Here is a 24,480-nt window from a genome sequence, read left to right as displayed (position 1 = left end):
TTTAGGGTCTTTCAACAATCGTGCTTCATCCTATAATGTTCTGTCTGGTTCATGGAACGCGTATTCTGGGACGAATTTTACTAGCAGCGAGTGGTATGGTCCTTCGGGCGGCGGATCTCTTCGCCTGACTGGTGCAGGCAACCTCAGTAGCATATATAACAATAGCATCTCGTCCATAAAGCGCAATTAAGTTCTGGCACATTGAACTAATGAATTAATACTTAAGTTTTAGGGATTAGTAATTAGGGATGATAAAAATGCTCAAGCTTTTTTCATAGCTTTAGTAACCTTCTCTACTTTCAAATTAATAGTGGGCGAGGCTTGCCTTGCCCATATTACCTAATTGTTTTGAAGGTCAAAGCAATCTTTGCTTTACTGCAAATTTATTGTTTTGACCTCTCTTCGGTCTGAAGACACGGCTGTGATTCGTTGGTCGAAATGAGTAGAAATATTCAAGGATGACCTCAAGAAAAAGAAGGGAAACAATTAATTAATGCACTCCATAATGTCAACCATTTTATTCTCTGGGTAATCTGGCTAGTTTCTTACTTCCTTAATCTGGAGAGTGACAGAAAAGGGATAAACGGAAATATATTTTACGCCCTATTTTTCATGTTTTGAGCCTCTAAAGCAGAAAACTTTACTACTGAGGATGAAAGCGATCACACTGTGGCATGACGTAAAACGTGATACCACATCTACTAACTATGTGATATTACGATTTATTTTAGTTCTATTAATTACTTATCTCCTTGCATCTATTGTTACACCTTTGCAGTCTGTATTTGTCCTTTAAGGTTTTATTCAGTTATGTGCAAGATATGAGGGAATGAATCATATGTGACAACAAAATCTTTTAAATGTATTACTAACTTGATTGAAAATTTCAGCATCTCTTCTAATGCGAAGTAACAAAAAGTTTTCCAATGGAAAAAGATTTAATTTTGGATTACAGTCAGAAAAATTCTAGTTTACGAATTTTTTCTGACACGCCAATTATTTCAAGTTGGGGAGCAGGATGGAATAATATTAATCTTGAGTATCATCAACATTCTGCTCATGAAGTTCCTGAATGCAAACCAATACAAAATATAATTGTTATTTTTAATAATAGTTATACCAGAGTTTTTGAACGCCAACTTGACGGACGTTTTCAAACTGAATATGTAAAAAAAGGCGATATTGTTATAAGCCCTGCTAATGTACTTCACAAAGCATCATGGCACGAAAATATTGAATTTATTCTTATAATTATTGAACCTGCATTAATTGCTCGTACTGCTTCTGAATTTAATCCTTCAAGTAATATCGAAATTATCCCGCATTTTGCACAACCAGATTCACTGATACATCAAATTGGGTTACAGCTAAAGTCAGAACTTGAAACTAATAATAATGAATCTGTTAGTCGGCTTTATGCTGACCGTGCCGCACACTTACTTGCAGTTCATATGTTACAACACTACTCTACAAGAAAGCAGCCTATTAAAAAGTATACAGATGGACTGCCAAAGCGAAAATTGAAGCAAGTAATGGACTACATTACTTGTCATCTAGAGCAAGATTTCGGCTTGGCTGAGTTAGCTGAATTAGTACATATGAGTCCTTCTTACTTTGGAAGCCAATTTAAGCAGTCAACTGGATTAACTCCCCACCAATACCTGATTAAGTACCGATTATCAGAAGCAAGAAGATTGTTAGCTAATACGAATTTAACTATTGAAGAGATTGCCCAGCATACTGGTTTCAATAGCCATAGTCATTTGACAAAAGTTTTTCGTCAGCATATGTCAACAACTCCCTATACTTACAGACAGATGTTGTAGCTTGGCAAGTGAAATTGAGTGAGAATTTGATAGTTTTCGCGTTTTTGTGCAAAGACAAAGAAGGGGAGAAGGACTAAGCTATTTTCAGAGCGTTGGAAACTTCTTTTACAACGCTTTGTGAAGCGAGGAATGTGGATTGTATCCACTGCTTTAACTGTTGTTTTGTAGAAACCAGGGAAAATGCAAATGCCTACTTTAGAATTAGAAAAACTCGGTGTTGTCGATTTATCGAATGAAAAAGACGCTCTCACTCAAGTTGTGGGTGGTAGAAGAGGTGCACGGGCTACACTCGTCCCTTATAACAATCCATTCGGTGGGAATACGGCACCTGGATTCGTCCAAGAAGTAAGAACCAGTACGGCTACAAATCGCAGTCCTGTAACAGTATTTTCAGACGGCAGTTCTGGGAGATTCAGGCTTGGCGAAATGACGGTACAATCTAATGGCAAATACTTTGCGCCAAATCCTCCAGGAACAACAGGACGAAGACTTAGAGCACAAGCATTGTTTTTTGACGGATTTGATCAGGTTGAGTACGAAGGACTACGGGGGTCAATTCCTTAATCACTCAAGTTGCTAATTATAAAAAATTCCTCTTTATAAATACAAAGCCTTAAATATTTGTGTTTATAAATACATTAAAATGAAATATTGCTTTAGTGCAATACCATTGAGGATTAATAATTAGCAAGTTGTGTTTATGATTCTTGAGCCTTCCTTATCCTAACCTTCTTTATCTAACAAGAAGGTTGGGTATAATCTTTAAAATTCCACACTGGAGTTTGGTATAGTTTTTTTGGAAATTGTAAATGAAAAATTTATTATCAATAGGAATCGTTAGTTTTTCAGCATTGGTAACTTTCTTACCTCTTTGGGCGCAGAGAACAACTTCTGCGTCAAATGTTGTGATTGCACAGCAGCCTCAATCAAGTTCTGAAGAAGAGGGACTAATAGAGACGGAAAAGATGCCGGAAATGAACGAGAAAAACGCAAGTTATTATCAGTTAATAGCTAATGGATACCGTGCTCTAAAAAGGGAAGAAGCGGTGCGAGCGTTTACGTTAGCAAAGTCAAGAGTAGCGAAGATGGAGGACATACCCGAAAGCAAGAAACAGGAATTAATTCAAGCAGCCGAAAACGGTCTTCAAAACGTAGATAAGATTAATTTTGCAGAAAACCGAGGAAAGCTAGCAAGTTACTTGGAAGATAATGTCATCTTTTTTAGAAGTCGCGGCAATGAAGACGAAGCGAAAAAACTCCAAGAACGAGCCGAGAGGGTTCGCAGTGGTGAACTAACAAACATATACGATGCAATGCGTTAACTCTAATATGACTTACGCACTCGTTATGAAAAGTAAGGCTTTGCGATTGCTTCCCTACGGTCGCAATGACGAAATTACGTATTGTTGCGTAAGTCCTGTCTAATTTAAAATGGACTTATGCTACTAGACGGGTAATCAAATTCCCCGACGGACTAATAATTTAAGTTGCTAGTTATACGCTTACCAGTCAAAAAGGAGTCGTAAAAGCAATAAAATCCTCTCCAGAGATAAGAAATAAGAGAAAAATATCTAGGAGGAAATTATTGCATATGCGATCAACAACGATCTATTCATGAGTTTCATGACTAATTCAACTGTTATTAAAATGTTATCGATGCTGATCGCCTCAGCAGTATTTATTGCTATGGAAATAGCTGGTAGTGCTGCTCTCGCTATAACTTTGTTCCAAGACCGGGATTCTAATGATGGACTAGGTAGCCCTCTGCCGAATTCAAATGCTGCTGCTCAATTTGACAATGCTGCATCTACATTAGGTGGAATTAATTTAATCAATTTTGAGAATTTGCCGCTGGGAGATTTTAGTACCCTCGAAGTAGCACCAGATGTTACACTAACACTTTCAAATGTTAGTAACTTCAATGAAGGGATTACAAACGACACAACAATACCCGATTTGGGCTTCAATACAACAGAAGGGGGAGCTAACTTCTTAAGATTTGAAACAGAATTCGTCCCTCTTAATGCCGAGACGGTAGCTACTGCTAACTTTTCCTTCGCTAACCCGATCCAAGCATTCGGAGCGAATATTACAGCATTGGATCAAACTCCAGGAATTCAAGCCAGCTTTCTATTCAACGATGGAACCAGTCAAAGTATTCCGCTTGTGGGAGTCTCGCCATTTGCTTTATCAAGCGCTCAATTCTTCGGATTCACAAACCCTGACAAGCCTATTTCTTCTGTTACAGTGCAGCAACGTTATACAAACGTTGAATTAGTTGGAGGCTTTTTTGCTATATCAAATTACACTGTGGGTATTGATGATGTCCGCTATGTTAAATCCGTCCCCGAACCAAGTTCATTTTTGAGTTTATTGGCATTTGGTGTAATAGGTGGCTGTTCAGTACTCAAGCGCAAAAGGCAACAAAATGCTGATATCGTTGGGCAATGCACTGCAAGAAAGTAAATGAAGATTTTACAGACAAGAAAATCCTTAATTTATCTTGCTTGCATCTGAGTATATGCGGGAGCAAGCACAAGATTAGATTATTTCTAGTTTAATCCGAAGTTGAATGATATCAGGGGAGCATCAGAACGCTGTTAAAAATATATGAAATACCAAGTTGTTCGACAACACAGTGAAGAAGATTGTGGTGCAGCTTGTATTGCGACTGTTGCTAAACATCACGGACGCAACTTTGCCATACATCGGGTGCGGGAAGCAGTAGGAACAGGTTCGCGGGGAACCTCTTTGTTGGGTTTGAGCCGGGGTGCAGAAGTTCTAGGATTCAATGCTCATTGTGTCAGAGCTAGCAGTGAGTTTTTGAAGAAATTGCACAACGCTCCTTTACCAGCGATTATTCATTGGAAAGGCAACCACTGGGTAGTTTTATACGCAAAAAAACGTAAAAAATATGTAATTTCCGACCCTGGTGTAGGTATCCGCTATCTCAGCGAAGAGGAGTTAATTGGTAGTTGGCTTAACGGTGTTATGTTGCTCTTGGTGCCAGACGACATCCGCTTTCACGAGCAACCAGAAGATAAAGTAGAAGGTATAAGACGCTTTCTGGTCAGGGTTTTGCCCTATCGGTTTATTCTTGCTCAAGCGATCGCAATTAACTTTGCAGTGGGATTACTTTCCTTAACATCTCCATTTATGATGCAACTCCTCACCGATGATGTACTGGTGCGGGGAGATACTCAATTGTTAACCACCGTAGCAATTGGGGTAATTACATTAAACTTAATTCAAAGCGTCATTGGCTTAGTACAGGCTCACTTAATTGGTCACTTTGGTCAGCGCTTGCAATTAGGGTTAATCTTTGAATATGGGCGCAAACTGTTGCACTTACCCCTATCATATTTTGAAGGTCGTCGCAGTGGGGAAGTAGTCAGCCGGATTGCTGATATTGGTGCAGTTAACCGACTAGTTTCCCAGATAGTTCTTGGTTTACCCAGTCAATTTTTTATCGCCATAGTTTCCTTGAGCTTCATGCTGTTTTACAGCTGGCAACTTACATTAGCTTCTATTGTTGCTTTTATCTTGGTTGCAGTTATTAACCTGCTTTTCCTCCCAGCAATGCATCAGCAAAGCCGCAAACAAATTGTTTTAGGTACGGAGAATCAAGGTTTTCTTGTAGAGACTTTTCGCGGCGTTCAAGTATTAAAAACTACTCAAGCCACACCCCAAGCATGGCAAGAATATCAAGCGAATTACGGTCGGATTGCCAACGTAGGATGGAAAACTATGAAGCTGGAGCTTTATAGCAGTACAATTACTGGTATTTTTTCAAGTTTAACTAGTATTGGCGTGCTGTGGTTAGGTAGTTTTCTAGTAATTGGTAATACTTTATCTATTGGACAACTGCTGGCTTTTTATGGCATGAGTGGTAACTTTCTCGGATTCCTGAGTACTGCTATTGGGTTAATTGATGAGTTTGTAATTGCTAAAGTTGTTATCCAACGTTTGAATGAAGTTATTGATACCACCCCAGAAGATGAAAATGATTTTAAAAAGCCTTGGGCAGAAATTTCTCGTCATAAAGATATTATTTGTACTAACATTAATTTCCACCACGCCGGTAGAGTTGATTTATTAGCAGATTTTTCCGTAAATATTCCAGGTAGTAAAGTTACTGCTTTAATAGGTAAATCTGGCTGCGGTAAAAGCACTCTTGCTAAACTAATGGCTGGTTTATACAAAGTTCAATCTGGTAATATCCGCTATGGTGTATACAACCAACAAGATTTATCTTTAGAATGTTTGCGACAACAGGTAGTGTTAGTTCCCCAAGAACCCCACTTCTGGAGTCGTTCAATTATTGAAAACTTCCACTTTAGTTATCCCAATATTAGTTTTGAAGATATAGTTAAAGCTTGTCAAATTGCTGGTGCAGATGAATTTATCAGCAAACTACCAGATAAATATCAAACTATTTTAGGTGAATTTGGTGCTAACCTCTCCGGCGGTCAAAAACAAAGATTAGCCATAGCCAGAGCGATTGTGACCGAGCCACCCATACTAATTTTAGATGAATCTACAGGCGCTCTCGATCCGGTAAGTGAAGCCCAAGTATTAGATAAACTACTTTACTATCGTCAAGATAAAACCACAATTATGATTAGCCACCGTCCTAAAGTTATTCAACGGGCTGATTGGATTGTGCTGCTTGAAAATGGACGTTTAAAAATTCAAGGAAAACCGGAAGAATTGCGTCAAATCAAAGGCGAGCATTTAGATTTCTTAGACGATTTTCTCCCACCTCAGAACGGTTTCAATTCTTATGCTAGTTATTAGTAATTAGTCCGAAAGGGAATTGGGCATTGGAATTAGGAGTTAGGAGTGATGAGTAGAGGGTAATAATTAAATAGCAAATTCTTCTTATTGTCATACAGTTTTGGGTAAACTTCCTATTCGCTACTCGTTACTCGCTACTTACTTTAACAATGTCTCTCCATACCCTTGTCCCCTTGTCTCCCCCTCTCCCCATCAACATATGCTTAGTAACTCTAACCCAAAATTCCTCCCGGAGGCGAAAGAAAACGAATTTCTCCCACCAATTAGTCCTTGGACGACTTTTGGCGGAATGTTTATTCTTTTTGTCTTGGGACTAGCTGTTCCCGTGGCTGCTGTTGTTAAATATAAGGTGACTGTCCAAGGACAGGCTGTTGTTCGTCCGGCGGGTGAATTACGAATTGTCCAAGCCGCCACAGAAGGACAAGTAACGCAGATTTACGTTAAAGAAAATCAAGCGGTAAAAAAAGGAGATAGAATTGCCACTATCGACGATTCCCGTCTACAAACTAAAAAAAGCCAGATGCAAAGCAACATCGGGCAAGCCAAGTTGCAAGGAATGCAAATCAACGCCCAAATTAATGCCCTCAATACTCAGATTAGAGCAGAAACCGACCGCATTAACCGTACTATCGCCTCAGCCAAAGCTGAATTAAGCGGTCGAGAGCGCGCTTATCAAGACAAAAAAATTACTACCGTCACCGAACTACAAGAAGCAAATGCCAACGTTAAAATAGCACAAGAAGAATTGCACGTAGGACAAGCACAGTTACAATCAGAACTAGCAAATTTTAATGCTACGGTCGCTTCCTTGGGAGCAGCCAGAACAAAAAGCAATCGTTATGAAGGTGTCGCCAAAAAAGGAGCGCTTTCTAAAAATCAAATGGAAGAAGCACAGCTAGCTGTGAATCAACAAGAACAAGCTGTGCAAGCGCAAGAAGCAGTAGTTAAGGCGCAAAAACAAACAATTGAGCGGTTAAAGCAAGCAGTTGGAGCAGCTATTGCTCGACGAGATGGCGCTAAAGCAGCTCTTAACCCAACTGATACAGAGGTAGCAATTGCAAGCGAACGCATTGCTCAAGAAAAAGCAGCGGGGGAAGCCAACAAAGCAAATGTAGAAAAAGAACGTCTTGCACTCATCCAACAAAGAATTGAAATTGAAAAACAATTAGAGCGCGAGGAAAGCGAACTCAAACAGATAGAATTTGACCTGAATCAAACTACTATTACCGCTACAGATGACGGTATTATTTCCAAACTAAATTTGAGAAATCCCGGTCAAACTGTACGTGCTGGTGAGGAAGTTGTTATTATTGTGCCTGAGAAAGCTCCCAAGGTAATTAAAGCAGCGGTAAGTTCGGAAAGTAAAGATAAGATAAAAGTCGGTCAAAAGGTGCAAATGCGCGTTGGAGCTTGTCCTTATCCAGATTACGGTACTCTCAACGGTAAAGTCAAAACTATTGCTCCAGATACAACTGTTTCTACTCGGAATGATGCCTCTAATGAAACAAATGCTACTTCAATAACTGCGCCTGGTGCTTTCTACGAGGTGACGATTGAGCCAGAAAAGCTTGCTTTAGGTCGCACTCAAAAGAAATGTCAAATTCAATTGGGTATGGATGGTAGAGCTGATATTATTACTCATGAAGAAACTGTACTGCAATTCTTTCTTAGAAAAGCAAGGTTGATTACAGACCTGTAAGTCTCACTAACAATAGACACACGTAAGAGCGCATCTAAAAATATTACTGAATCTCGTTGCTATACCGTGTGAGTCGCAACCGAACCGTCATACCGTGTGCCTGCTAAAAGCTTGAAATTTAAGTATACTTACATTGAATATCAAAAGGTATTAGACCTTTATAGTATTAAACCATAATCACAACTAACCATTAAACCTATATACTATATACTAATTAACGCTTCTACCCATAAACATATGCTGACAATCAGCGTTTTCAATTTCAAAGGCGGCACTGGCAAAAGTGCCACAACCCTTAACCTGGGCGCATCCTTGGCTAGTTCCAAACGCCAAATCCTCCTGGTAGACACCGACGGACAAAGAACGCTTTCCTTTGCCTTGGGACTAGACGGTACGCAACCAACCGCCCTCGACTGGCTCAACAAAGCGGGCAATATTACCCCCACCGCCACTTCCGTAAAAAACCTATCTCTCATCCCCGGAGATATCGGGATGTTCCAACTCAACCCGGACTCCGACTTATTCACCCCAGCATTATCAAAATTGCAAGAATTTGATATCGTGCTAATGGACTGTCCCCCAGGGCTATCCCCCGCATCGGTACAAGCAATCCTCGCCAGCGATAGAATACTCATTCCTACCACCCTAGAACCCGCTTCCCTCAAAGGATTATCGGAAGCAGTGGAATTAATTCGGGGAGAAAGGGAAGACATAGAAATAGATGTAGTAAGAACTCGCTACAAACCCCGACTAGTTCTTACCAAAGAAGCGGATGAATTACTCGTAGAAGCAGCAGCAGAACTTAATTACCGTCTGCTTTTGACCACCATACCGGATAACATCGCCGTTGCCGAATCCATAGCCCAGCAACAACCAGTAACTGAATACGCCCCCAAGTCCAGTGGTGCTAAGGCTTACAAATCGCTAGCTAAAGAATGTATTAAATATTGGGAGAAGAAATAATGACTAAAAAAAAGATGCTTGGCAAACTAAGCTCCTTTTCTGGAATCAAAAACACACCGGAAACGGAACAACAACCAGAAACCACACAAGAAACAAAACCAAGCCCAGTAACCCGTCGTCAACAAAAACCAGCAACACGCTCCCCTAAAACCACATTAAATACATCCCCAACTTCCACAACTGCGGAACATTCCAATAGTACAAACGCTCCAACTACCAAAGAACAACCTACACCACCAGTTAAAGAAAAACCCGTCACCGTCAACATCAAAATATCTCGCACTCAGCACGAATGGTTAACCGACACCGCCAGAACCGTTAGGGATAACAATACGGAACCAGTCCCCCCAGGGGATAGAGTTTACCCGCAACACCTAATCGGGGTGGCGATAGAACTGCTGCAAGCTGGTAACATTGATTGGAGCGAGGTGAGGAATGTGGAGGATTTGAAGCGATTATTGGATATATAAGGGTATGAATCGTTAATGTCTTTATACCATGATGGTCTAATACTATTAATAGTTATCAGGAGTAGGCTTGGGTGGAGGATGTGCAAGCCCAATTGATTTTATTAAAGGTCTAATACCTTCCTCTGTTCTGATGGGAAGTGTTTACTACTCTGCCCTATTCTATAAAGGTATAATACCATTAACTTTTAATGGAATGTATTCAATACCATATCAATATCAATGCACTGAAAGTACAAAGGTTTAATACTATTAATGGTTATAGGTCATAAAGGCTTTATAGCTATAGAGATTGAGAGAAAGGTGCAGAATTAGCGGTGTAGTTAATGTATAAACATATAATACCTTTATACGTGTAACCGATCGAGTATCCAGACTTCAGATAAAACCATCAATTACTTTTTCGACGCTTTATAGGAATAGACAACTTCTGCACGGCTTTGCGTAAGGTTTCATCCTCTCTCCTATCGTACTTAGATGTAACCGCAGGAGAAGAATGTCCCGCAAGCTTTTGGACGGTAGCAATATCGACCCCAGCATCCAACAAATCGGAGCAAAACGTCCTTCTAAAATCATGAGGAGAAAAATTATCAACCCCAGCTTTTTCAGCACGCCGATTTAATATCTTTAATATAGAATCCGCACACAAAGGGCGCAGCTCGATAATTCCCCCCTTCCTTACATGACACAATAGCGGTCCCGGTTTTCTTCCCCTCACATCAAGCCAATCGGATACCAAATTTATTGCATCGTCGGGTAAATAAACCGTTCTATACGACCCCCCTTTCCCCTTGTGTATCTCTAACGCCCCAGTTTTTGAGGAGAAATCTTTTATTTTTAACCGCACCACTTCATTGCGCCTCAACCCCCCACCACGTAAAATTGCAATTAACGCCGCATCCCTTATATCAATAAGACTCTGCTTGGACTGAAGACAAACATCCATCAACGCAGCAATTTCCTCTTCACTTAAAGCGCGACCCCTTCTTTTAGTTGGCGGTGTATCAATTGATTCCAAATCTGTTGCACGCACGTAATCTTCAAAATCCATCAACCCCAACTTGTATGCTTCCTTCAAAGTACGCCGCAAAGCACACAACATTTTTTTCGCCGTCGCCGGTGCAAACTTTTTTTTCAAAACCCCGCGTACAGCCGCCGTATGGGGATATCGTAACTTAGCCCAATCCAAAGAATACGCATCACACTGCTCAATAGTTAATAGGGACGCAATCGAATTAAGAGCATGACGCATCGTTGATTGAGAACCTTCGCTCAACCCATTTAAGTACACCAAAGCTGGGTGCAAATTAGCTGGTACGGCAGATTCAAGCTTAAGAGAGGGGGCGCTCTGTTGGGTTGTTAGATGCACTTTTATACGTGGAACTGCACTTCTAGCGATAAATCTTATTCTAGAGCAGCATGGTGCATCCCGGTTCTACTCTCGTCTCCTTCCTCGGCGCTAAGACAGCACAGTGGAGCTGCAATTATTGCGGCACTGGGTGGTACAATCCATCTTTACGATATTCCCACCCAAATGAACGCGGGTCCCGGTTGCGGGTATAACTGATAAATTCACTCGGAGTGAGTTTTTCTCTTTCTGCTAGCAGGGATGCAGGGTTTAGTCCCAGACGTTGAGCTAAGTTTTCATGGGGGAAGGGTCCCAAGGATACGGCTGGTTGCTGAAACGGGTTGTAAGAATTTGAGCGGCTTCTTGAGTTCTGGCTGTTTCTGGTGGTGCGAATTGCCGTTTCGATTTTTTCTAACTTTTGCAGCAGGAATTGGTGATCAGCCGCACGGCTGCGCCGATCGCTTTTGAGTTGAGCTTCAAGTTGGTCGAGTTTTTCTTCCAGGTGCTTGGTATTAATGTTTGTAGAGATAAAATTGCTATCATTTTTGCTATCAATTTCTGCGATAACATCTTGAAGACTTTGTAGGATGGCGGTTGTATGACCTTCTCGATGTAACCGGGATAATTCGCGGACTGCTGGAATCAAGGCGGTAGGAACACGAAGCATTTGGCTTTTGGGTGCGGGTTCGCTCATGCTGATATCAAAATTGCTATCAGCAAATTTTACCAAGTCGTTGAGCGGAAATAAAACATAAGCTATCTGGATGGATGATTGATTGGGAGTGTCAGGGGTTGGGTAGATGATAATAAGCAATAGCTTTAGCGGCTCTCTAATATTCGTTCGATTCTCAATAAGATATTTTTTGCTGCCTCCTTAGCTTTTGCAGTTGAGTTGCAGTTCTCAGCCGATACGCGAATGATTCTCACTCCCTCGTCCTCCAAGTGACGTAAGCGCTCCTGTGCTGCGGCTGGCGATTCTGGATGCCAGTGATCGCCGTCTACTTCTACAACGAATGTCACGCCTCGGCGAATGATAATAAAATCGGGTTCTATTCGCTTAAAGCGTGGTTCCTTAGATGCTACGACGGGCAGTGGCATTACAGGCAGTCCTGTATCACGAAGTGCAACGAACAATAATACCTCTGGCTGAGACCTAAATAGGAATCCGTCATGTTCAATAGCCGCTGGATTAGCAGAATGCGCTCGACCTTGGTTGGTTATACCCGTGGAGGGTGAAACTGCTATCACTCCAAACCGAACTGTGAAAACATGGGCATCACTTACCACAATAGTGTTGGCGAGTTCAGTAAGTTCCCGAACAACTATATTTCGTTCTTCCTTTCCACCAAACGCAGCCCAATCACCCGGTGACAAAGGCACCCTAATTAACCACGTCCATATCCCACCGTCCCAGTTATCGTACTCTTCGAGAGTAATACGAACTTCACGGGTACGTAACGAGAGCGCAACCACATCGAATCCCCGTGCATCTGCAAGCTCTGCGAGAGTGTTCGCAAGAATTTCGGGGGAAAGAGGCATCGGACACTCATTGTGCGGTCGAGAACCATTCCGCCCATATAAAGATCGGGAATTATCTATGGAATTCACAACCTTCCCTGCATTGATATCACTTTTGTTACAACAATAATACGCGAGGTTTTTTTAATTGGTGTAAGTTTAAGCACGATTTCATGTAATTCTTGGTTAATTCTCAAATTTTCCCGCAGGTTGTAAACAAGTTTGAGCGTTCCTTGCTGGACTGACCGGAATTTTCCGGTTCTATGCTTATAAAGAAAGCTGGGGAGTACACGGAACTATATAAACCTAAATATGGTACGGGTTTAATTCTGGAATCTGCAAATATGCTGTTAGAAATAGCTGAGTTTTGGTGTCAGTATTTTTGGGGACAGAATCTCGCAGAGAAATTTCCACTCATTGATGACAATTAATCAAAATTCAAAATAAAAGTCGGAGATATTACCCCGACTTAATAAAAATTTAATTAATAAAAAGTTATTTATGCTTCTTGTTGATTTAACCAAGATTCTAAATCAGCAACAGAAGTAAAATCTAACAATGCTTCTCCCAACGTTTCCAATCTTTCAATAGATAAACCATTAATTCGGTCAATTAATGATGAATTAATTTCTCCAAGACGGCGATTTAGCTGACGTATAACCAGACGTTTTTCTCCATCAATTATTCCTTCTTCTCTCCCTTCTTGCTTGGCTCGTTCCCGGTCTTCTTGATAAAGTGGTTCTAATCTCACAATTAACTCCCTATCATATAAATCTAAATTTTGATTTGCTCTTAAGTTTTCTCGCAGGTTATAAACTAATTTTAACGTTGCTTGTTGAAAAGGGTTTGATGGCGGTAAATCTTGTAACTCAAGTATTGCTTGTTCTTGCACTCTACCCCTACCCAAAAGCCTCAACCACAATGTTTCTGTAGTTTTAGGCAATTGGTGTATTGCTACAATTGCGCTGCGTAAATTGTCACCTAAAAAGTATACTCCGGGCAACCATCCCTCTTTTTGTTTGATGTTAAATCCAGATAATACTGTCTCAGATGCTGTGGGAGTCAAAACCCACAATTTGGGTATTTTCTCTTCTTGCAATTTTGTATTATTTGCTTTAGCTTCCCGCCTCATTTTAGCTTTTACTTCTAATACTTTGATAATGCAATCACAGATTTCATCGGCTGGAGCAGCATTACGAAATGGTTCCAATATTGCTGGATATTCTGCAAATCTTCCTAGAACTCCTATTAGTTGTAAATCATAGGTTTGTTGTGCTGAAGGAGTAAATAAAATATCTATTTCTTTTTTCTCCCCTGACACTTTTTTATCAGGTTCTACTGTTCCATAGTTTTTGAGTAATTCTTCTAAATAGTCCTTAGCGAATTCGTCATGAATAAATCGAGTCATTTAATGAGTTTTGGTTATAGTTTTCATTTGATTTGAGCAATATTATTCTATCATTTTGTGTAAATAAAAATTCCACATTTTGATTATAATTTTAGAAATTTATTCTTCTAAAGACGTAATAAATATGTGTTCCCAGAATCCTTGTTTTTGTCGCGGTGTTAAGTGTCAATCAAGATTAATAAGTCATTCAAAAGTTGCTGTTTATTGGTAATAATCCAACTATCGATGGTTTTAAGTATTTCGATTAAGTCATAATAAGGCATTGATATTCCCCATTTGAGTAATATGTAAGCAGGTAAATAATTAAAATCATTTAAAATTAGTATTTTGTTCATATTTAGCCTTCAAAGTTAATCGGATTACCATTGAAATGCCCATAAATCTTATTCGCTTCTAACCAATTGGGTAATGTTCTTTCCACTTCTTCCAATTCGTTTCCATTCTCATCGACTAAGCCATGTACAATTTGCACTCTAGATAATGGTGTTTCTCCGTTGGCTGAAAACTTTTTAAGTTGAATTGTGCCTGATTTTCTGGCTTCAAATGTTCCTTCTACCGTGCTTTCATTAGTAAAATAGTGGTTAACACCAATAAAGTATTCTTTGGCTTTACGAGTATCTGTAAGGTGCATTGAGAAGAATTTCATTGCTGCTTCTTTACAGCTATCAATTTTCTTCAGGTTGGTAAATTCATCAATAATTATTTGTTGTTTGGTAGATGGTTTTTCTTTGATTCGTTGTAACCATCTATCAGTAGCATCTTCTAAAGACTGTCCGATTTCTTCTTCTGATTCGGCTTTTAATGTAGCATCAAGTAGTTTCCATACTTCCCAGTTTTCTCCGGTAGCGTGTCTATCAATCAGTTGGTAAATTGGTGCATCAAAGCAGTATTTTCTAATTAATGATATTGCACCTGCGGTATTAGTTTTACCGCTACCCTGAGAACCAATCAGCCACAGGGGTTTAGCGTTTTTAATAAGGTCATACAGCCAACCGTCTTCATGGGATTTGAGGGCTTCTATAAGGGAGTTAACCAGTTGTTTGTCACTGGATTGATTCGTATTTGTATGAGATAATTTTTTATTTTGTAATTTATCTATTTCTTTTTCTGCTTTATGTTTATCCAGTAGATTGGATGCAATTTGTTTGTCCATGTCGGAATGTTTTACGGCTCTGGCTTTGAGATAATCATAAGATTGAAGTTGATTTTTAATAGCTTCGTTTTCATCATCGGTTAGCCCTAATTCTTTTCTTTGCTGTAAATCTTCTTGGGTTAAGCCGTCTTTTAAAATATCTGTATGCAATTGGTTGGAATGTTGTTTGATATCTCGTTTACGTCTGTGTTGTTGCCAATTAAAATAAGCCGTACTTTTCTCTTCTTCTCCTAATTGGTAGTCGGTTCTTTTTAATCGATTAACTCTAATTAGTAAAGTAAAACTAATTCCCCAAAGTCCCAATGTAGTTGCAATGTTACCGTATACTTGATAAGGATTATCTCTAGGGATTATTTTTACTAAGCTAATTGTGTTACCCATGTATGGAATAACTGAGCCATAGCTGTTGTATTTATCCCACTCTTCTGCCAGAACATATCTGGGTTGATGGCAGTATTTACTATCTAGTTTATTTTGTGCTTTTTCTAAATCATAATATCGTAGTTTTTTAGCTTTATTTTTATCCGCTAAAATGTTCTCTTTTTTGTTAGCAGTTTGCGGGCAAAATTGTATTTGTGCTAGTCGATAAGGTTGGCGTGAATGAGAAAAGCAGAAGCCGGTTAAGCCGACTACTGCTGATATGATGATTGCTGATAGTTCAACTGTATTTCTACTCATCTCCTACTAATAATAAATAACGAACCAAGTACTATTCCTGCTGCAATACCAATTGATAGCCAAGGGTCTAACCAAGGTCTTTCTTGATAAATAGTCTGAATATCGGCGCTGATTTGATATGCGCTATCTGTAGTCATTTGCTGGAAGTATTGATAGTCTTTGATAGCTAACCAAGTACTTCCAGCAGCTATTACAAACCCACCAATTGTTTTTACTGGTTTTTCCATTCCTTCAACCTCAAATCCGTCGTTATAATTAGCTCTAAATCCAGATAAACCAACTATTGAACTAATAGAGCAAATAGAAAAACACAATCCTGCTGCAAGCCACAGAGATGCACCACCGTTGATTAATAAAAGTAGTCTTGCTAGGAAAAATCCGCTAGCACTTAACGACCAACTTATGAAATATTTCTGTACTAGTTCCGTTGTTTGAATGACTTGCTTTCTGTGTTTTTTACGTTCTTCCAAATGTTCTATTAAGTCTTTGGGTAATTGGGTATCTGGTGTAGTTTCTGAATGTTCTTGTTCTTCTAATTCGTCAAATTGCTCAATCATATGTTGATGAATATTGGGGGGAGTTAGAAGTTGGATAAGTTAAAAAGTAAGAAAGATAAATAAATGGTAGTATTGTTATTAACTTATCTACCTTTCTTCCTTATTAAAATCCAAGGATTGTATCTTTGATTTTTTGAATTATTGAACGACCTGCATATTGTTTCTTAGGTTTTAAATCATCTCTAGCATTGTCACCAGCATCAAGATAATAGTTACCCAGTTCTTTATCGTGCTGTAAATCAATCGTTTGCTGCCTTACTTCTGTTTTCAATTCTTCTTGCAGCATCTTGTATTCGCCATCAATCGACATCATATGTCTATCAACCCAAGCTTTTAATGTAATATGTTCTTTAGCTTGTTTATGGCGCAATTCCTCTCTACTTTTAGCACCTTCAAAATCAAGGTTTAATTCTTCTAATTGATTTGCTAGTTTATCGTCAGCGAGTGTTGCTGATTGGATTTCTCGTTCTATTCTTTCTCCACTTACACCAGCTTGTTTATAAATAGCTGCTAGGGTTGTGTTTAAATCTTCTGCTCCCTTAATTGCAGCAATCATGTTGTCTTTAACTTTGGGGGCAAATTCGCTTATTTTGGCTCCATCATTTCCCATTTGACCGATTAGTTTGAGTGCTTTTTGGTCGCCCATTAATGCCCTGTAAATTAGGTTTGTGGAAGCGTTGAATTTCCCACGTAGTTGTTTTTCTAGGTGGCGCGATTTGGAAGAAACCAAGTTTTTCAGCTTGCCAGTATTTTTCACAACGATTAATCCTCTCTTCTGTTAGTATTTCTGTACATTGATATTGCATCCACTGTTGGTATTGCTGTACCCTGTCTTTTCTTTCTAAGTAGGCTTGATATTTGAAGTGATAGCTGATTGATTGGTAGCAGTAATCTATTAGGAATAAAGCAGGAATTATTATTACTAATAGACGAAATACATTTTTAAAGTGTAGTTCTCTACTTGGTTTTAAATGCTGCTGCGAGTGTTTTGGAGAAGCTTTTAAGGCTAGAGCTTTTTTGCTCTAGTACCTCCTTTGTTGTTATAGCTCCTTCTACACTCTTTCTTTGCAAGCTGGTAGTTCTCTTATTGATATAGTCACGCAGGTTGCTGTTGCTAGAATCAATTTTTTGTTCAACTTCATCAAATTTACTTTGGGCGTAATCTTTGATTGATGAGTTGATAGTTTCTACAGCACTAACGAAGTCGGTAAATGAGTCGCTGACGGTTTGAGAGATATCCGTTATTTCTGATTCGTCTAGCTTAATACCCAAAGATTCAGCTTGTACTGATATCAATTGCTCTTTTTGCTGATTGGTAATAGCTGTTGAGTTGGGTGTAGATGCGTGATGCTCGTCCGACGGAGCAACTGTAATTTCTTCTGGTTCCGATACTGTCAATTCTGTATTTTGATGCTTATCTAAAAGCAATCGGGTAATCGTATTAACATTCTCTTCACCTAAAGCGGAATAATCAAAACCAAGTGATGAGATTTCAGCTTTTAAATCATTTCTACTTATCTTGATTCCTTTATCGGACAATCGTTTCTGAATACGTTTAATAAAATCTGTTTTAGCCATTATTAACGCTCCGTCTTTTTGCGTAAATACCAACAAAATGCACTGACTACGACTGGTACTAATTCGGAGGGTGTGTATTCTTCCCTCTTTCTAAAATTCAATCCAGCACGGTAAAACCAACGGTAAAAGGTAATATCTGGAATAGAAGAAGGAATTTTTCTCATCAGTATCTTTCTGAATTTACTTCCAACAATTGATTCTTCTTTAGAATTCCTGATTGTTTCTACTTCCTGCCAAACTTGAGCAAATTCTGATAATTCAATTGGTAGCCGCTGGCAAGCTTTACGCATAGTCGCGTAAGTTTCTAAATTTGAGTAAGTTACTTCTCCACAAGTTCCACGCAAGCAATCTTGAATTCTGTACCAGCTTGAATCGCTGATCTTTTTACCTAATTTGGACTCGTAAAAATCTTTTAATGGACGTGACGATAACCTCATTTTCTGTATCCCCGAAGACAGTCAATATTTGATATCGATGATTGTGCAAGGTTGGAGCGCACCGTATAGGTTGCTGCTGTAAAACCTCCACGCACTGAAAAATTCTCACGCACTGATAAAAATTACAGTGCATAACCTCCACATAGCAGCAGTTTTTATGATTTCACTTGTTGATAAAATGGCTGCACCTCCCGTCATAGACTGTATTCCAGCGCTTTTAAAGGGTGAAAAATTTCAAATAATTCAACCTTTATCAGCATTTACAGAGTACAATAACATAAAATCATATAAGTGCTGACAAATGCTGACAAAGATCAAAAAGTTTATCCCCTGTCATCTTTGGGATAAACTTGTTTGCATGGCTAAAAATGAAAGACAGAGGGTCAGTATTGACTTAACTGGAACCGACTTAAGAGAAGAAATTACTAAAATCGCCGAGGGGGAACAACGTCCGCTCTCGGCTATGATGCGTTTGCTGCTTGAGGAAGCGGTCAAAACAAGAAAAAAAGTTGGTGACGACTTTCATATAAAGAAGCACTTAAAATCCTTTTTAGAAAAACTAATTGGAGGCGAACAACCATCTTTAATTGAAACCGTAAAAGTTGCTGAAATTTTAGATTTAGACGCGGAGCAATTACTGAAATTAAGAGATTCTTTAACAAAACAAAGTTAATGACTCTTAATAGAAATAAAAAAATATAGATATGTAGTAAAGCTTCGTTCTTGAGGAGTGATGTAAGTAGCTGATTATTTTTGCTCTAATAACTGCTTTATGAATCCGCATAGATGTACAATAAGGCAGAAATCTTGAGTATTTTCTTTGACAATTTCCCCACTTATCACAAGTAAGGTCAGGAAGCTACTTAACTGAAATAAAAATTTACATTTTGATGGAGGTACAAAAAGGCAGGCAACAAGTTCATTACTCTTATCGCCTGCAATAGATATAAATTCAAATTATTCAATTTTAAATACTTGCCGGAGGCGGGTTAAGTCGTCAAAAACTAAGAGTGGTGTAGCCTGAAGAACTGTATCCACATCTAAGTTCAAGAAAAGACGTACTTGTGCCACGCCGTCATCAGCTTGTCTTTCGAGACAATCCGTATCTACACATATCTTACTACAGTAAGTCGTCAAACGATATGTGTTAGGCAGGGATTTTTTTGTCAATTTTTAGAAAAGTAACTCCAGTTACGAATATTGAAGAAGAATATTTACTAATTTTTGGCAATAATCCCCGGCTCGTTTCAACGTTGTGAATTACCCCACAAGCGAGTCATAAAGCCTAAGCCAAGCGCACGGTGACGCAGCACCCCTCCTCCAATTCAGGAACATCCCTACGAATTGGAGAAAAATAATGGTCAGTTCCGTATCTACTCAGAAACAAGAAAGCTACAATTCTCAGTTCAGATACCCAATACTTTTTGTAAAAAATTCTTTCGTCAATGGCTCAATCTTTCATCCTTTGAAAGATGTACGCAATTTTTGTGACGTAGAAGACTCATTATATAGACCCCGCTACATCTTAAGAAACCGCGAAACACCGGAAAGCATGGGGGGAAAGTTGGCATCTTGGCATCTAGCTCTCGACGTACTAAGAAACTTCCTTCAGCAACCGCTCGATCGTTTTGCACATCTAGGCTATTACAGTACTTCAGCAATTCGTAGAATACAGTATTTCCAGTGGGAGGGTCTGTAATGGTACTCTCCCAAAACCGAGAACCGTTTGACATCCGAAATTACTACGACCGACTTACGCCCACAAAGCGAAAGCACCGCTATGAATGTCCGGTGTGTGGCGGTCACTCGCTGACGATTAATCAAAAATCGGGGGCTTACAAATGTTGGAGCAACGAGTGCGATAGTAAAGATATACGTGAGGCAATTGCACCAGAATTATTTAATTCTTCTAACTATTCTTCTCACTCGCGCCTATTATATAAACGAAAACCAAAACCTTTACCACCAACACCCGCACCAATTCCATCCGGGGATATTGAATTAGCGACACTCCCCTACTCCCCTACTCCATCTCAACCGATTAACCGAGGTAGGTACACAGAAATTAAATACCCCTACTCCCCAACACAGTGGGTATTAAGAAAACAAAACCCGGACGGCAAGAAAATAACTTTGCCTTATCACACCTCAAGCAATGGTGAAGTAGTTTGCGGGAAAGGTGATAAACAGTGGCATCCCTACTGTTGGGATGAAGTTTTAAAATATGGTATTGGGAAATGGGTATTGGGAGCAGAAGGGGAGAAAGATACAGATAATTCTCGAAGTGATCTAAAACTAGTAACGTTTACCTTTCAAGGTGCTAGCTGGGGAGAAGATTCATTATCAACAGCTGCCAATAGATTTAAAAATGCTGGTATTGCCGGAATTATCTACTTCCCAGATAATGATGATGCCGGACGTAAGAAAGCCGAAAAGTTAGCTTACGCTTGTGCCAAGGCGAAACTCCCATTCATTGCAATTAATCCAGTAAGGATGTGGTCCGAATGCCCAGATAAAGGTGATATCTCCGATTGGATTGATTCGGGCTTGGCGAGTATTACAGCTTTAAATCAAGAAATTGCTACATCTATAAGTATTGAATACAAGCCCAAAGATAGATTAATCACCCGTAAGGAGTGGGAATCAGCAAAATCTTTTAAGGAATTACTCGAACTAGTACCCAAGCTAAAAGCAAGATTTACCAGTAAAAAGCAATCATGGGGCTTTAGCAAAGACGAACCAAAAGTAACCCAAAAGGAACCATGCAAAGTCTCAACTTATACTTATACATATGAAAAGTGCGATAGCGAAGCGCTGCTGCAAGCAGATCGCGTTTCTACTTGGATTAATTCTCCCCATAAATACATCTTTGATTCGTCGGGTACTGGTAGCGGTAAGAGCTACGATGCTGGTAATTTGCAGCCATCCGATTTTGATTGCGAGAAGATATTTTATATTTCAAATGATTCCCGCAATCCCACCACACCAACATTACAGCAAGGGTGGGCGCACCTAGAAGGTAGACATAATGGTTTAATTCGAGATGATAAAGGTAAACTGCGACGTAAAAAAGATGGTGATAAATATGTAGTTTCACCAAATTGTGCGAGAACAGATACCATAAACGCGCTCAAAAACGCTAATATCCGTTCGGCTTATAGTGCTAACGTTGCTTGTCAGAATTGCGCTTATCTAGAAGCTTGCAGGGGTGGGCATTTATTCGGGTACTTGAACGACCGCGCCAAGACGTTCAGTAATAGTCGTATAATTTCTCACCCCCAAAGTTTACCATCACCAGGAGAAGATTTTGATTACTCAGATAGCGTACTAGTTTGGGAGGAATGGTCACAAATCTTTAAGAATTTTGAATCAGTACAGGTGACAGCGCGAGATGTGGATATGCTGATAACCGCGCTTGCTACAGATAACCTTGAGCTATTGCAGCAGTTACACCCACTGCTTAACAAGATAAAATCAATTCTTACCTCCCGAGAGAAAGCCCCAACGCGGTACGGGTGGAGCTACGAGCATTTAAAGGAATTGTTTTATTTTCCAGAAAATATTGATTTAGTAGCACTTGAAGAGGCGACCGCGCCAGATTTACTTCCACTCAACCCCACCCTTGATTCGGGGGTAGATATCGCCGATTTACCCGCATCCGTAAGAAAGCGCTTCCAGCAACGCGATAACGTTACCGCCCAGGAAGTAAAGCAATCGGTGCTGAAGCAATGGATTTTACCGTTACTGGAAATCTTAAAAGGCGATTGTACCGGGTATATCTCATGCGATTTTAATCACCTGACAATTACTACTCCTAACACCAGGCTTGCAGAAATAGCTGCTTCTGCTAAGAAAAATATATTCCTGGACGCGACCGGACGAGTAATTGATTTAGCTCAATTACTGGTAATACCCTATACTCAGATATTTAGCTGCAAGCAGAAAGCCGAAACACCAAGCAACTTAGAAGTAATTCAAGTCGCAGGACTCGGACGGATGGGCATATCTCGCGGTGACGACCAACAGCGACGCGGTAAAGCAGTATGTGAAGAAATCACCAAACAATCCTCTGAGAAAGGGGAAAGCTGCGAGCTTATTACCTTTAAGAAGTTTGATGGTAAATATCAGTGGTTCGTAGATTCGAGAGGAAGCAATGATTTAGAAGGAATTCAAAATATAATCCTAGATGGCATCCCCACACCTAACCTAGAAGCACTCAAAGCTGAATTTACTTGTATATATGGTAGAACGCCCCTCCAGGGTACTAAAACGGTCAAACAATCAATTAAATTAAATAACCCAATGCCGGATGGAGTACAGCCCGATTTTGATTATGAAGTCAGTATTGATAATGATTTCGCTGATTTTATCCGGCACCGCATTTTGGAAACGATTGACCAAGCCATCGGACGCAATCGCGCTGATAGATACCCGGATAGGGAATTTAAAGTATATATCTTAGGTGATTTCCCATTGGATTTACCCGTAACACTTACTCAAGCATCTGAGATAACCCCCGAAGCTGCAACTAAACTCGAACGCTTGCAACTAGCGATTAAGAAAGCGGTTGAGCTTTTGTTATCGGAAGGTAAGAAAGTTACTCAAAAAGCAATCGCAAAACTCGCAAACGTATCGCAGCAACGTATTTCTCAACTCCGAGAATTTCTACTAGTTTTGCTTAAAGGGACTATATATACCAAAACTAGTAAAAATAATTCACCCCCCAACACACCCCCAGATGGAGAGTGGGTAGCCAAAACTTACCTACCTTTAATAGCTTCTGAACCCAGAGATACGATGTTAGAGAGTATAAGTGTACTATTCGATGGGTACAGTCTGCCGGATTTAATCAAAATTTGGGAGATGACAGATGGGAAAACGCAAATTGATTTACTTTCTGCGCTGTTGGGTGCATTCCCAATATCTCTGGCTGTAATGGAGCCGGGGTATTAAGCACGTTATTACCTTACTACAGGAACGGGATTTTATTTCACGCGGTTGGTATGGGAATTCCATATCTTATCCCCTGAGCGTGATAACTCTCAAGAAGGCATTTCTACAAGCAGTCGGTGCAACGGATTAACTTTAATAGGGGGGAGCAGAATTCCTGCTACCCTTGGACATTACTTTTAAACAATGGTCCGAAATATCTTCTGACCTTGAGCAGCCTTTATTCTCTAATCATAATTATTTTATGATGAGACTAAAAGTCCGAAAACGGTGGGACTATGCCACATATGATGAGGTAAAAGCAGCATACAAGAAATTGGCGACTATATGGCATCCCGACTGCAATAAATCGTCGGATGCCACCCAAATAATGCACAAAGTTACACCGCGATGGATGAATACAAGTGTAGATGGCAGAACCGGAAAAGGAAAAAACAACGTTCCTTCTTTGCTATTTTAACGGGGATGAAAAGCGCTTTCGTTCTGGTAAACTACCGCCAGAGTTATAAGTATAAAATTTAAATTACCGTCAATTTTTGCAATGGCTGCTTATTGCAGTAGCAGATGTCATATAATTGTAAATTCCCACCAAATCAAACGTAATCGCAGCATAATACATTCTGAAGTATAAGACCATGAGTTGTCTAGATAAGAAACCTTCTTTGAGAAAGAAAATTTTTTTCTTCAGTATTTAACTCGTAGCGATTCTAACTCATGTGTACGGTGGTGCTGAAGGGGTACTGTAGAGGTACTTTTGGGTACTGTTTTCTCAATTATTTCGTCAAAATTCTAGAAAAATTATTCTCCGCCACCAAAAATAAGGGTACTGTTAGTGTATGTTGGGTGTATGTTGAGAACCATTTGAAAAAATCTCTTTCATTTCAGCCATCACCTCAAAACCCGCGCCCAGTCTCGCATTCCCGCGCCGAGCATGGATTGTCGTATGTTCCGGCAGTTCCGGCTAGCGAGCAATGGCAGCGTATTACAATATACTGCGTTTCAACCTGATTTGCGGCGCTGCCCATGCTCGCCAAAGGGGACAAGCCCCCTTTGAAAACCCCCGTTCCTCCATGTAGATGTCGTGGATTATTTTACATTATC

General features: G+C 39.7%; 22 protein-coding genes. 12 read left to right on the top strand and 10 right to left on the bottom strand.

Annotation, left to right across the window (positions count from 1 at the left end):
- Positions 1–926: 926 nt before the first annotated feature.
- The 8 genes from IQ247_RS14170 to IQ247_RS14135 all read left to right on the top strand — a co-directional run bounded on the left by IQ247_RS14170 (position 927) and on the right by IQ247_RS14135 (position 9,755).
- Positions 927–1,826 carry a helix-turn-helix domain-containing protein gene (locus tag IQ247_RS14170; RefSeq protein WP_193920972.1) on the top strand — a complete coding sequence of 300 codons (900 nt, stop codon included), beginning with the start codon at positions 927–929 and terminating at the stop codon, positions 1,824–1,826.
- Between the two features lie 186 nt (positions 1,827–2,012).
- Positions 2,013–2,390: a hypothetical protein gene (locus IQ247_RS14165; protein WP_193920971.1), complete on the top strand. Its 378-nt coding sequence runs from the start codon at positions 2,013–2,015 to the stop codon at positions 2,388–2,390.
- 245 nt (positions 2,391–2,635) lie between these two features.
- On the top strand, positions 2,636–3,148 hold the full coding sequence (locus tag IQ247_RS14160; protein WP_193920969.1) for a hypothetical protein: 513 nt from the start codon (positions 2,636–2,638) through the stop codon (positions 3,146–3,148).
- A gap of 301 nt (positions 3,149–3,449) precedes the next feature.
- A complete protein-coding gene (locus tag IQ247_RS14155; RefSeq protein ID WP_193920967.1) occupies positions 3,450–4,292 on the top strand; it encodes a PEP-CTERM sorting domain-containing protein in 843 nt (280 codons plus the stop codon).
- A 144-nt stretch (positions 4,293–4,436) separates the two neighbouring features.
- Positions 4,437–6,623, top strand: a complete 2,187-nt coding sequence (locus IQ247_RS14150; protein WP_193920965.1) for a peptidase domain-containing ABC transporter — start codon at positions 4,437–4,439, stop codon at positions 6,621–6,623.
- A 199-nt stretch (positions 6,624–6,822) separates the two neighbouring features.
- Positions 6,823–8,322 (top strand): beta-barrel domain-containing protein, encoded by a 1,500-nt coding sequence (locus tag IQ247_RS14145; RefSeq protein WP_193920963.1) that lies wholly within the window; start codon positions 6,823–6,825, stop codon positions 8,320–8,322.
- 237 nt (positions 8,323–8,559) lie between these two features.
- Positions 8,560–9,285 carry a ParA family protein gene (locus tag IQ247_RS14140; RefSeq protein ID WP_193920962.1) on the top strand — a complete coding sequence of 242 codons (726 nt, stop codon included), beginning with the start codon at positions 8,560–8,562 and terminating at the stop codon, positions 9,283–9,285.
- Positions 9,285–9,755 (top strand): hypothetical protein, encoded by a 471-nt coding sequence (locus tag IQ247_RS14135; RefSeq protein WP_193920960.1) that lies wholly within the window; start codon positions 9,285–9,287, stop codon positions 9,753–9,755. The genes IQ247_RS14140 and IQ247_RS14135 overlap by 1 nt, the downstream gene beginning before the upstream one ends.
- A gap of 388 nt (positions 9,756–10,143) precedes the next feature.
- Here IQ247_RS14135 and IQ247_RS14130 read toward each other — a convergent pair whose 3' ends face one another.
- The 3 genes from IQ247_RS14130 to IQ247_RS14120 all read right to left on the bottom strand — a co-directional run bounded on the left by IQ247_RS14130 (position 10,144) and on the right by IQ247_RS14120 (position 12,480).
- The gene (locus tag IQ247_RS14130; RefSeq protein ID WP_322745502.1) at positions 10,144–11,121 is read right to left on the bottom strand and encodes a tyrosine-type recombinase/integrase; all 978 of its coding nucleotides are present in this window, start codon (positions 11,119–11,121) and stop codon (positions 10,144–10,146) included.
- 115 nt (positions 11,122–11,236) lie between these two features.
- Entirely contained in the window at positions 11,237–11,914 is a 678-nt protein-coding gene (locus IQ247_RS14125) for a hypothetical protein (RefSeq protein WP_228059739.1), read from the bottom strand.
- A gap of 5 nt (positions 11,915–11,919) precedes the next feature.
- Positions 11,920–12,480 (bottom strand): putative endonuclease domain-containing protein, encoded by a 561-nt coding sequence (locus IQ247_RS14120; protein ID WP_193920958.1) that lies wholly within the window; start codon positions 12,478–12,480, stop codon positions 11,920–11,922.
- Between the two features lie 401 nt (positions 12,481–12,881).
- Here IQ247_RS14120 and IQ247_RS14115 point away from each other — a divergent pair, with 401 nt between their 5' ends.
- Positions 12,882–13,049, top strand: coding sequence for a hypothetical protein (locus IQ247_RS14115; RefSeq protein WP_193920956.1), 168 nt, complete (start codon positions 12,882–12,884; stop codon positions 13,047–13,049).
- Positions 13,050–13,117: 68 nt separating this feature from the next.
- On the opposite strand, the gene IQ247_RS14110 is transcribed toward IQ247_RS14115, so the two are convergent.
- The 7 genes from IQ247_RS14110 to IQ247_RS14080 form a co-directional block, all read right to left on the bottom strand.
- Positions 13,118–14,026: a DUF4351 domain-containing protein gene (locus IQ247_RS14110; RefSeq protein ID WP_193920954.1), complete on the bottom strand. Its 909-nt coding sequence runs from the start codon at positions 14,024–14,026 to the stop codon at positions 13,118–13,120.
- A 158-nt stretch (positions 14,027–14,184) separates the two neighbouring features.
- Entirely contained in the window at positions 14,185–14,361 is a 177-nt protein-coding gene (locus IQ247_RS14105; RefSeq protein ID WP_193920952.1) for a hypothetical protein, read from the bottom strand.
- Positions 14,362–14,363: 2 nt separating this feature from the next.
- Entirely contained in the window at positions 14,364–15,857 is a 1,494-nt protein-coding gene (locus IQ247_RS14100; protein WP_193920950.1) for a hypothetical protein, read from the bottom strand.
- Complete coding sequence (locus tag IQ247_RS14095) at positions 15,854–16,414, bottom strand: hypothetical protein (RefSeq protein WP_193920948.1); 561 nt, start codon at positions 16,412–16,414, stop codon at positions 15,854–15,856. Before IQ247_RS14095 ends, IQ247_RS14100 begins: the two co-directional genes overlap by 4 nt.
- Before the next feature lie 103 nt (positions 16,415–16,517).
- Positions 16,518–17,171 carry a hypothetical protein gene (locus tag IQ247_RS14090; protein ID WP_193920946.1) on the bottom strand — a complete coding sequence of 218 codons (654 nt, stop codon included), beginning with the start codon at positions 17,169–17,171 and terminating at the stop codon, positions 16,518–16,520.
- A 200-nt stretch (positions 17,172–17,371) separates the two neighbouring features.
- Positions 17,372–17,992 carry a hypothetical protein gene (locus IQ247_RS14085; protein WP_193920944.1) on the bottom strand — a complete coding sequence of 207 codons (621 nt, stop codon included), beginning with the start codon at positions 17,990–17,992 and terminating at the stop codon, positions 17,372–17,374.
- Between the two features lie 2 nt (positions 17,993–17,994).
- Positions 17,995–18,429, bottom strand: coding sequence for a hypothetical protein (locus IQ247_RS14080; RefSeq protein ID WP_193920942.1), 435 nt, complete (start codon positions 18,427–18,429; stop codon positions 17,995–17,997).
- 358 nt (positions 18,430–18,787) lie between these two features.
- Here IQ247_RS14080 and IQ247_RS14075 point away from each other — a divergent pair, with 358 nt between their 5' ends.
- The 3 genes from IQ247_RS14075 to IQ247_RS14055 all read left to right on the top strand — a co-directional run bounded on the left by IQ247_RS14075 (position 18,788) and on the right by IQ247_RS14055 (position 23,839).
- Positions 18,788–19,102 (top strand): hypothetical protein, encoded by a 315-nt coding sequence (locus IQ247_RS14075; RefSeq protein ID WP_193920941.1) that lies wholly within the window; start codon positions 18,788–18,790, stop codon positions 19,100–19,102.
- A gap of 1,025 nt (positions 19,103–20,127) precedes the next feature.
- Positions 20,128–23,382 (top strand): sigma-70 family RNA polymerase sigma factor, encoded by a 3,255-nt coding sequence (locus tag IQ247_RS14060; protein ID WP_193920938.1) that lies wholly within the window; start codon positions 20,128–20,130, stop codon positions 23,380–23,382.
- A 241-nt stretch (positions 23,383–23,623) separates the two neighbouring features.
- A complete protein-coding gene (locus IQ247_RS14055) occupies positions 23,624–23,839 on the top strand; it encodes a DnaJ domain-containing protein (RefSeq protein WP_193920937.1) in 216 nt (71 codons plus the stop codon).
- Positions 23,840–24,480: the final 641 nt, after the last annotated feature.

The sequence above is a fragment of the Plectonema cf. radiosum LEGE 06105 genome (genome assembly GCF_015207665.1).
Classification (GTDB): Bacteria; Cyanobacteriota; Cyanobacteriia; order Cyanobacteriales; family Nostocaceae; genus Rivularia; species Rivularia radiosa_A.
Note: the sequence above shows the minus strand (reverse complement) of the source record. Positions and strands in the feature narration are given on the sequence as shown.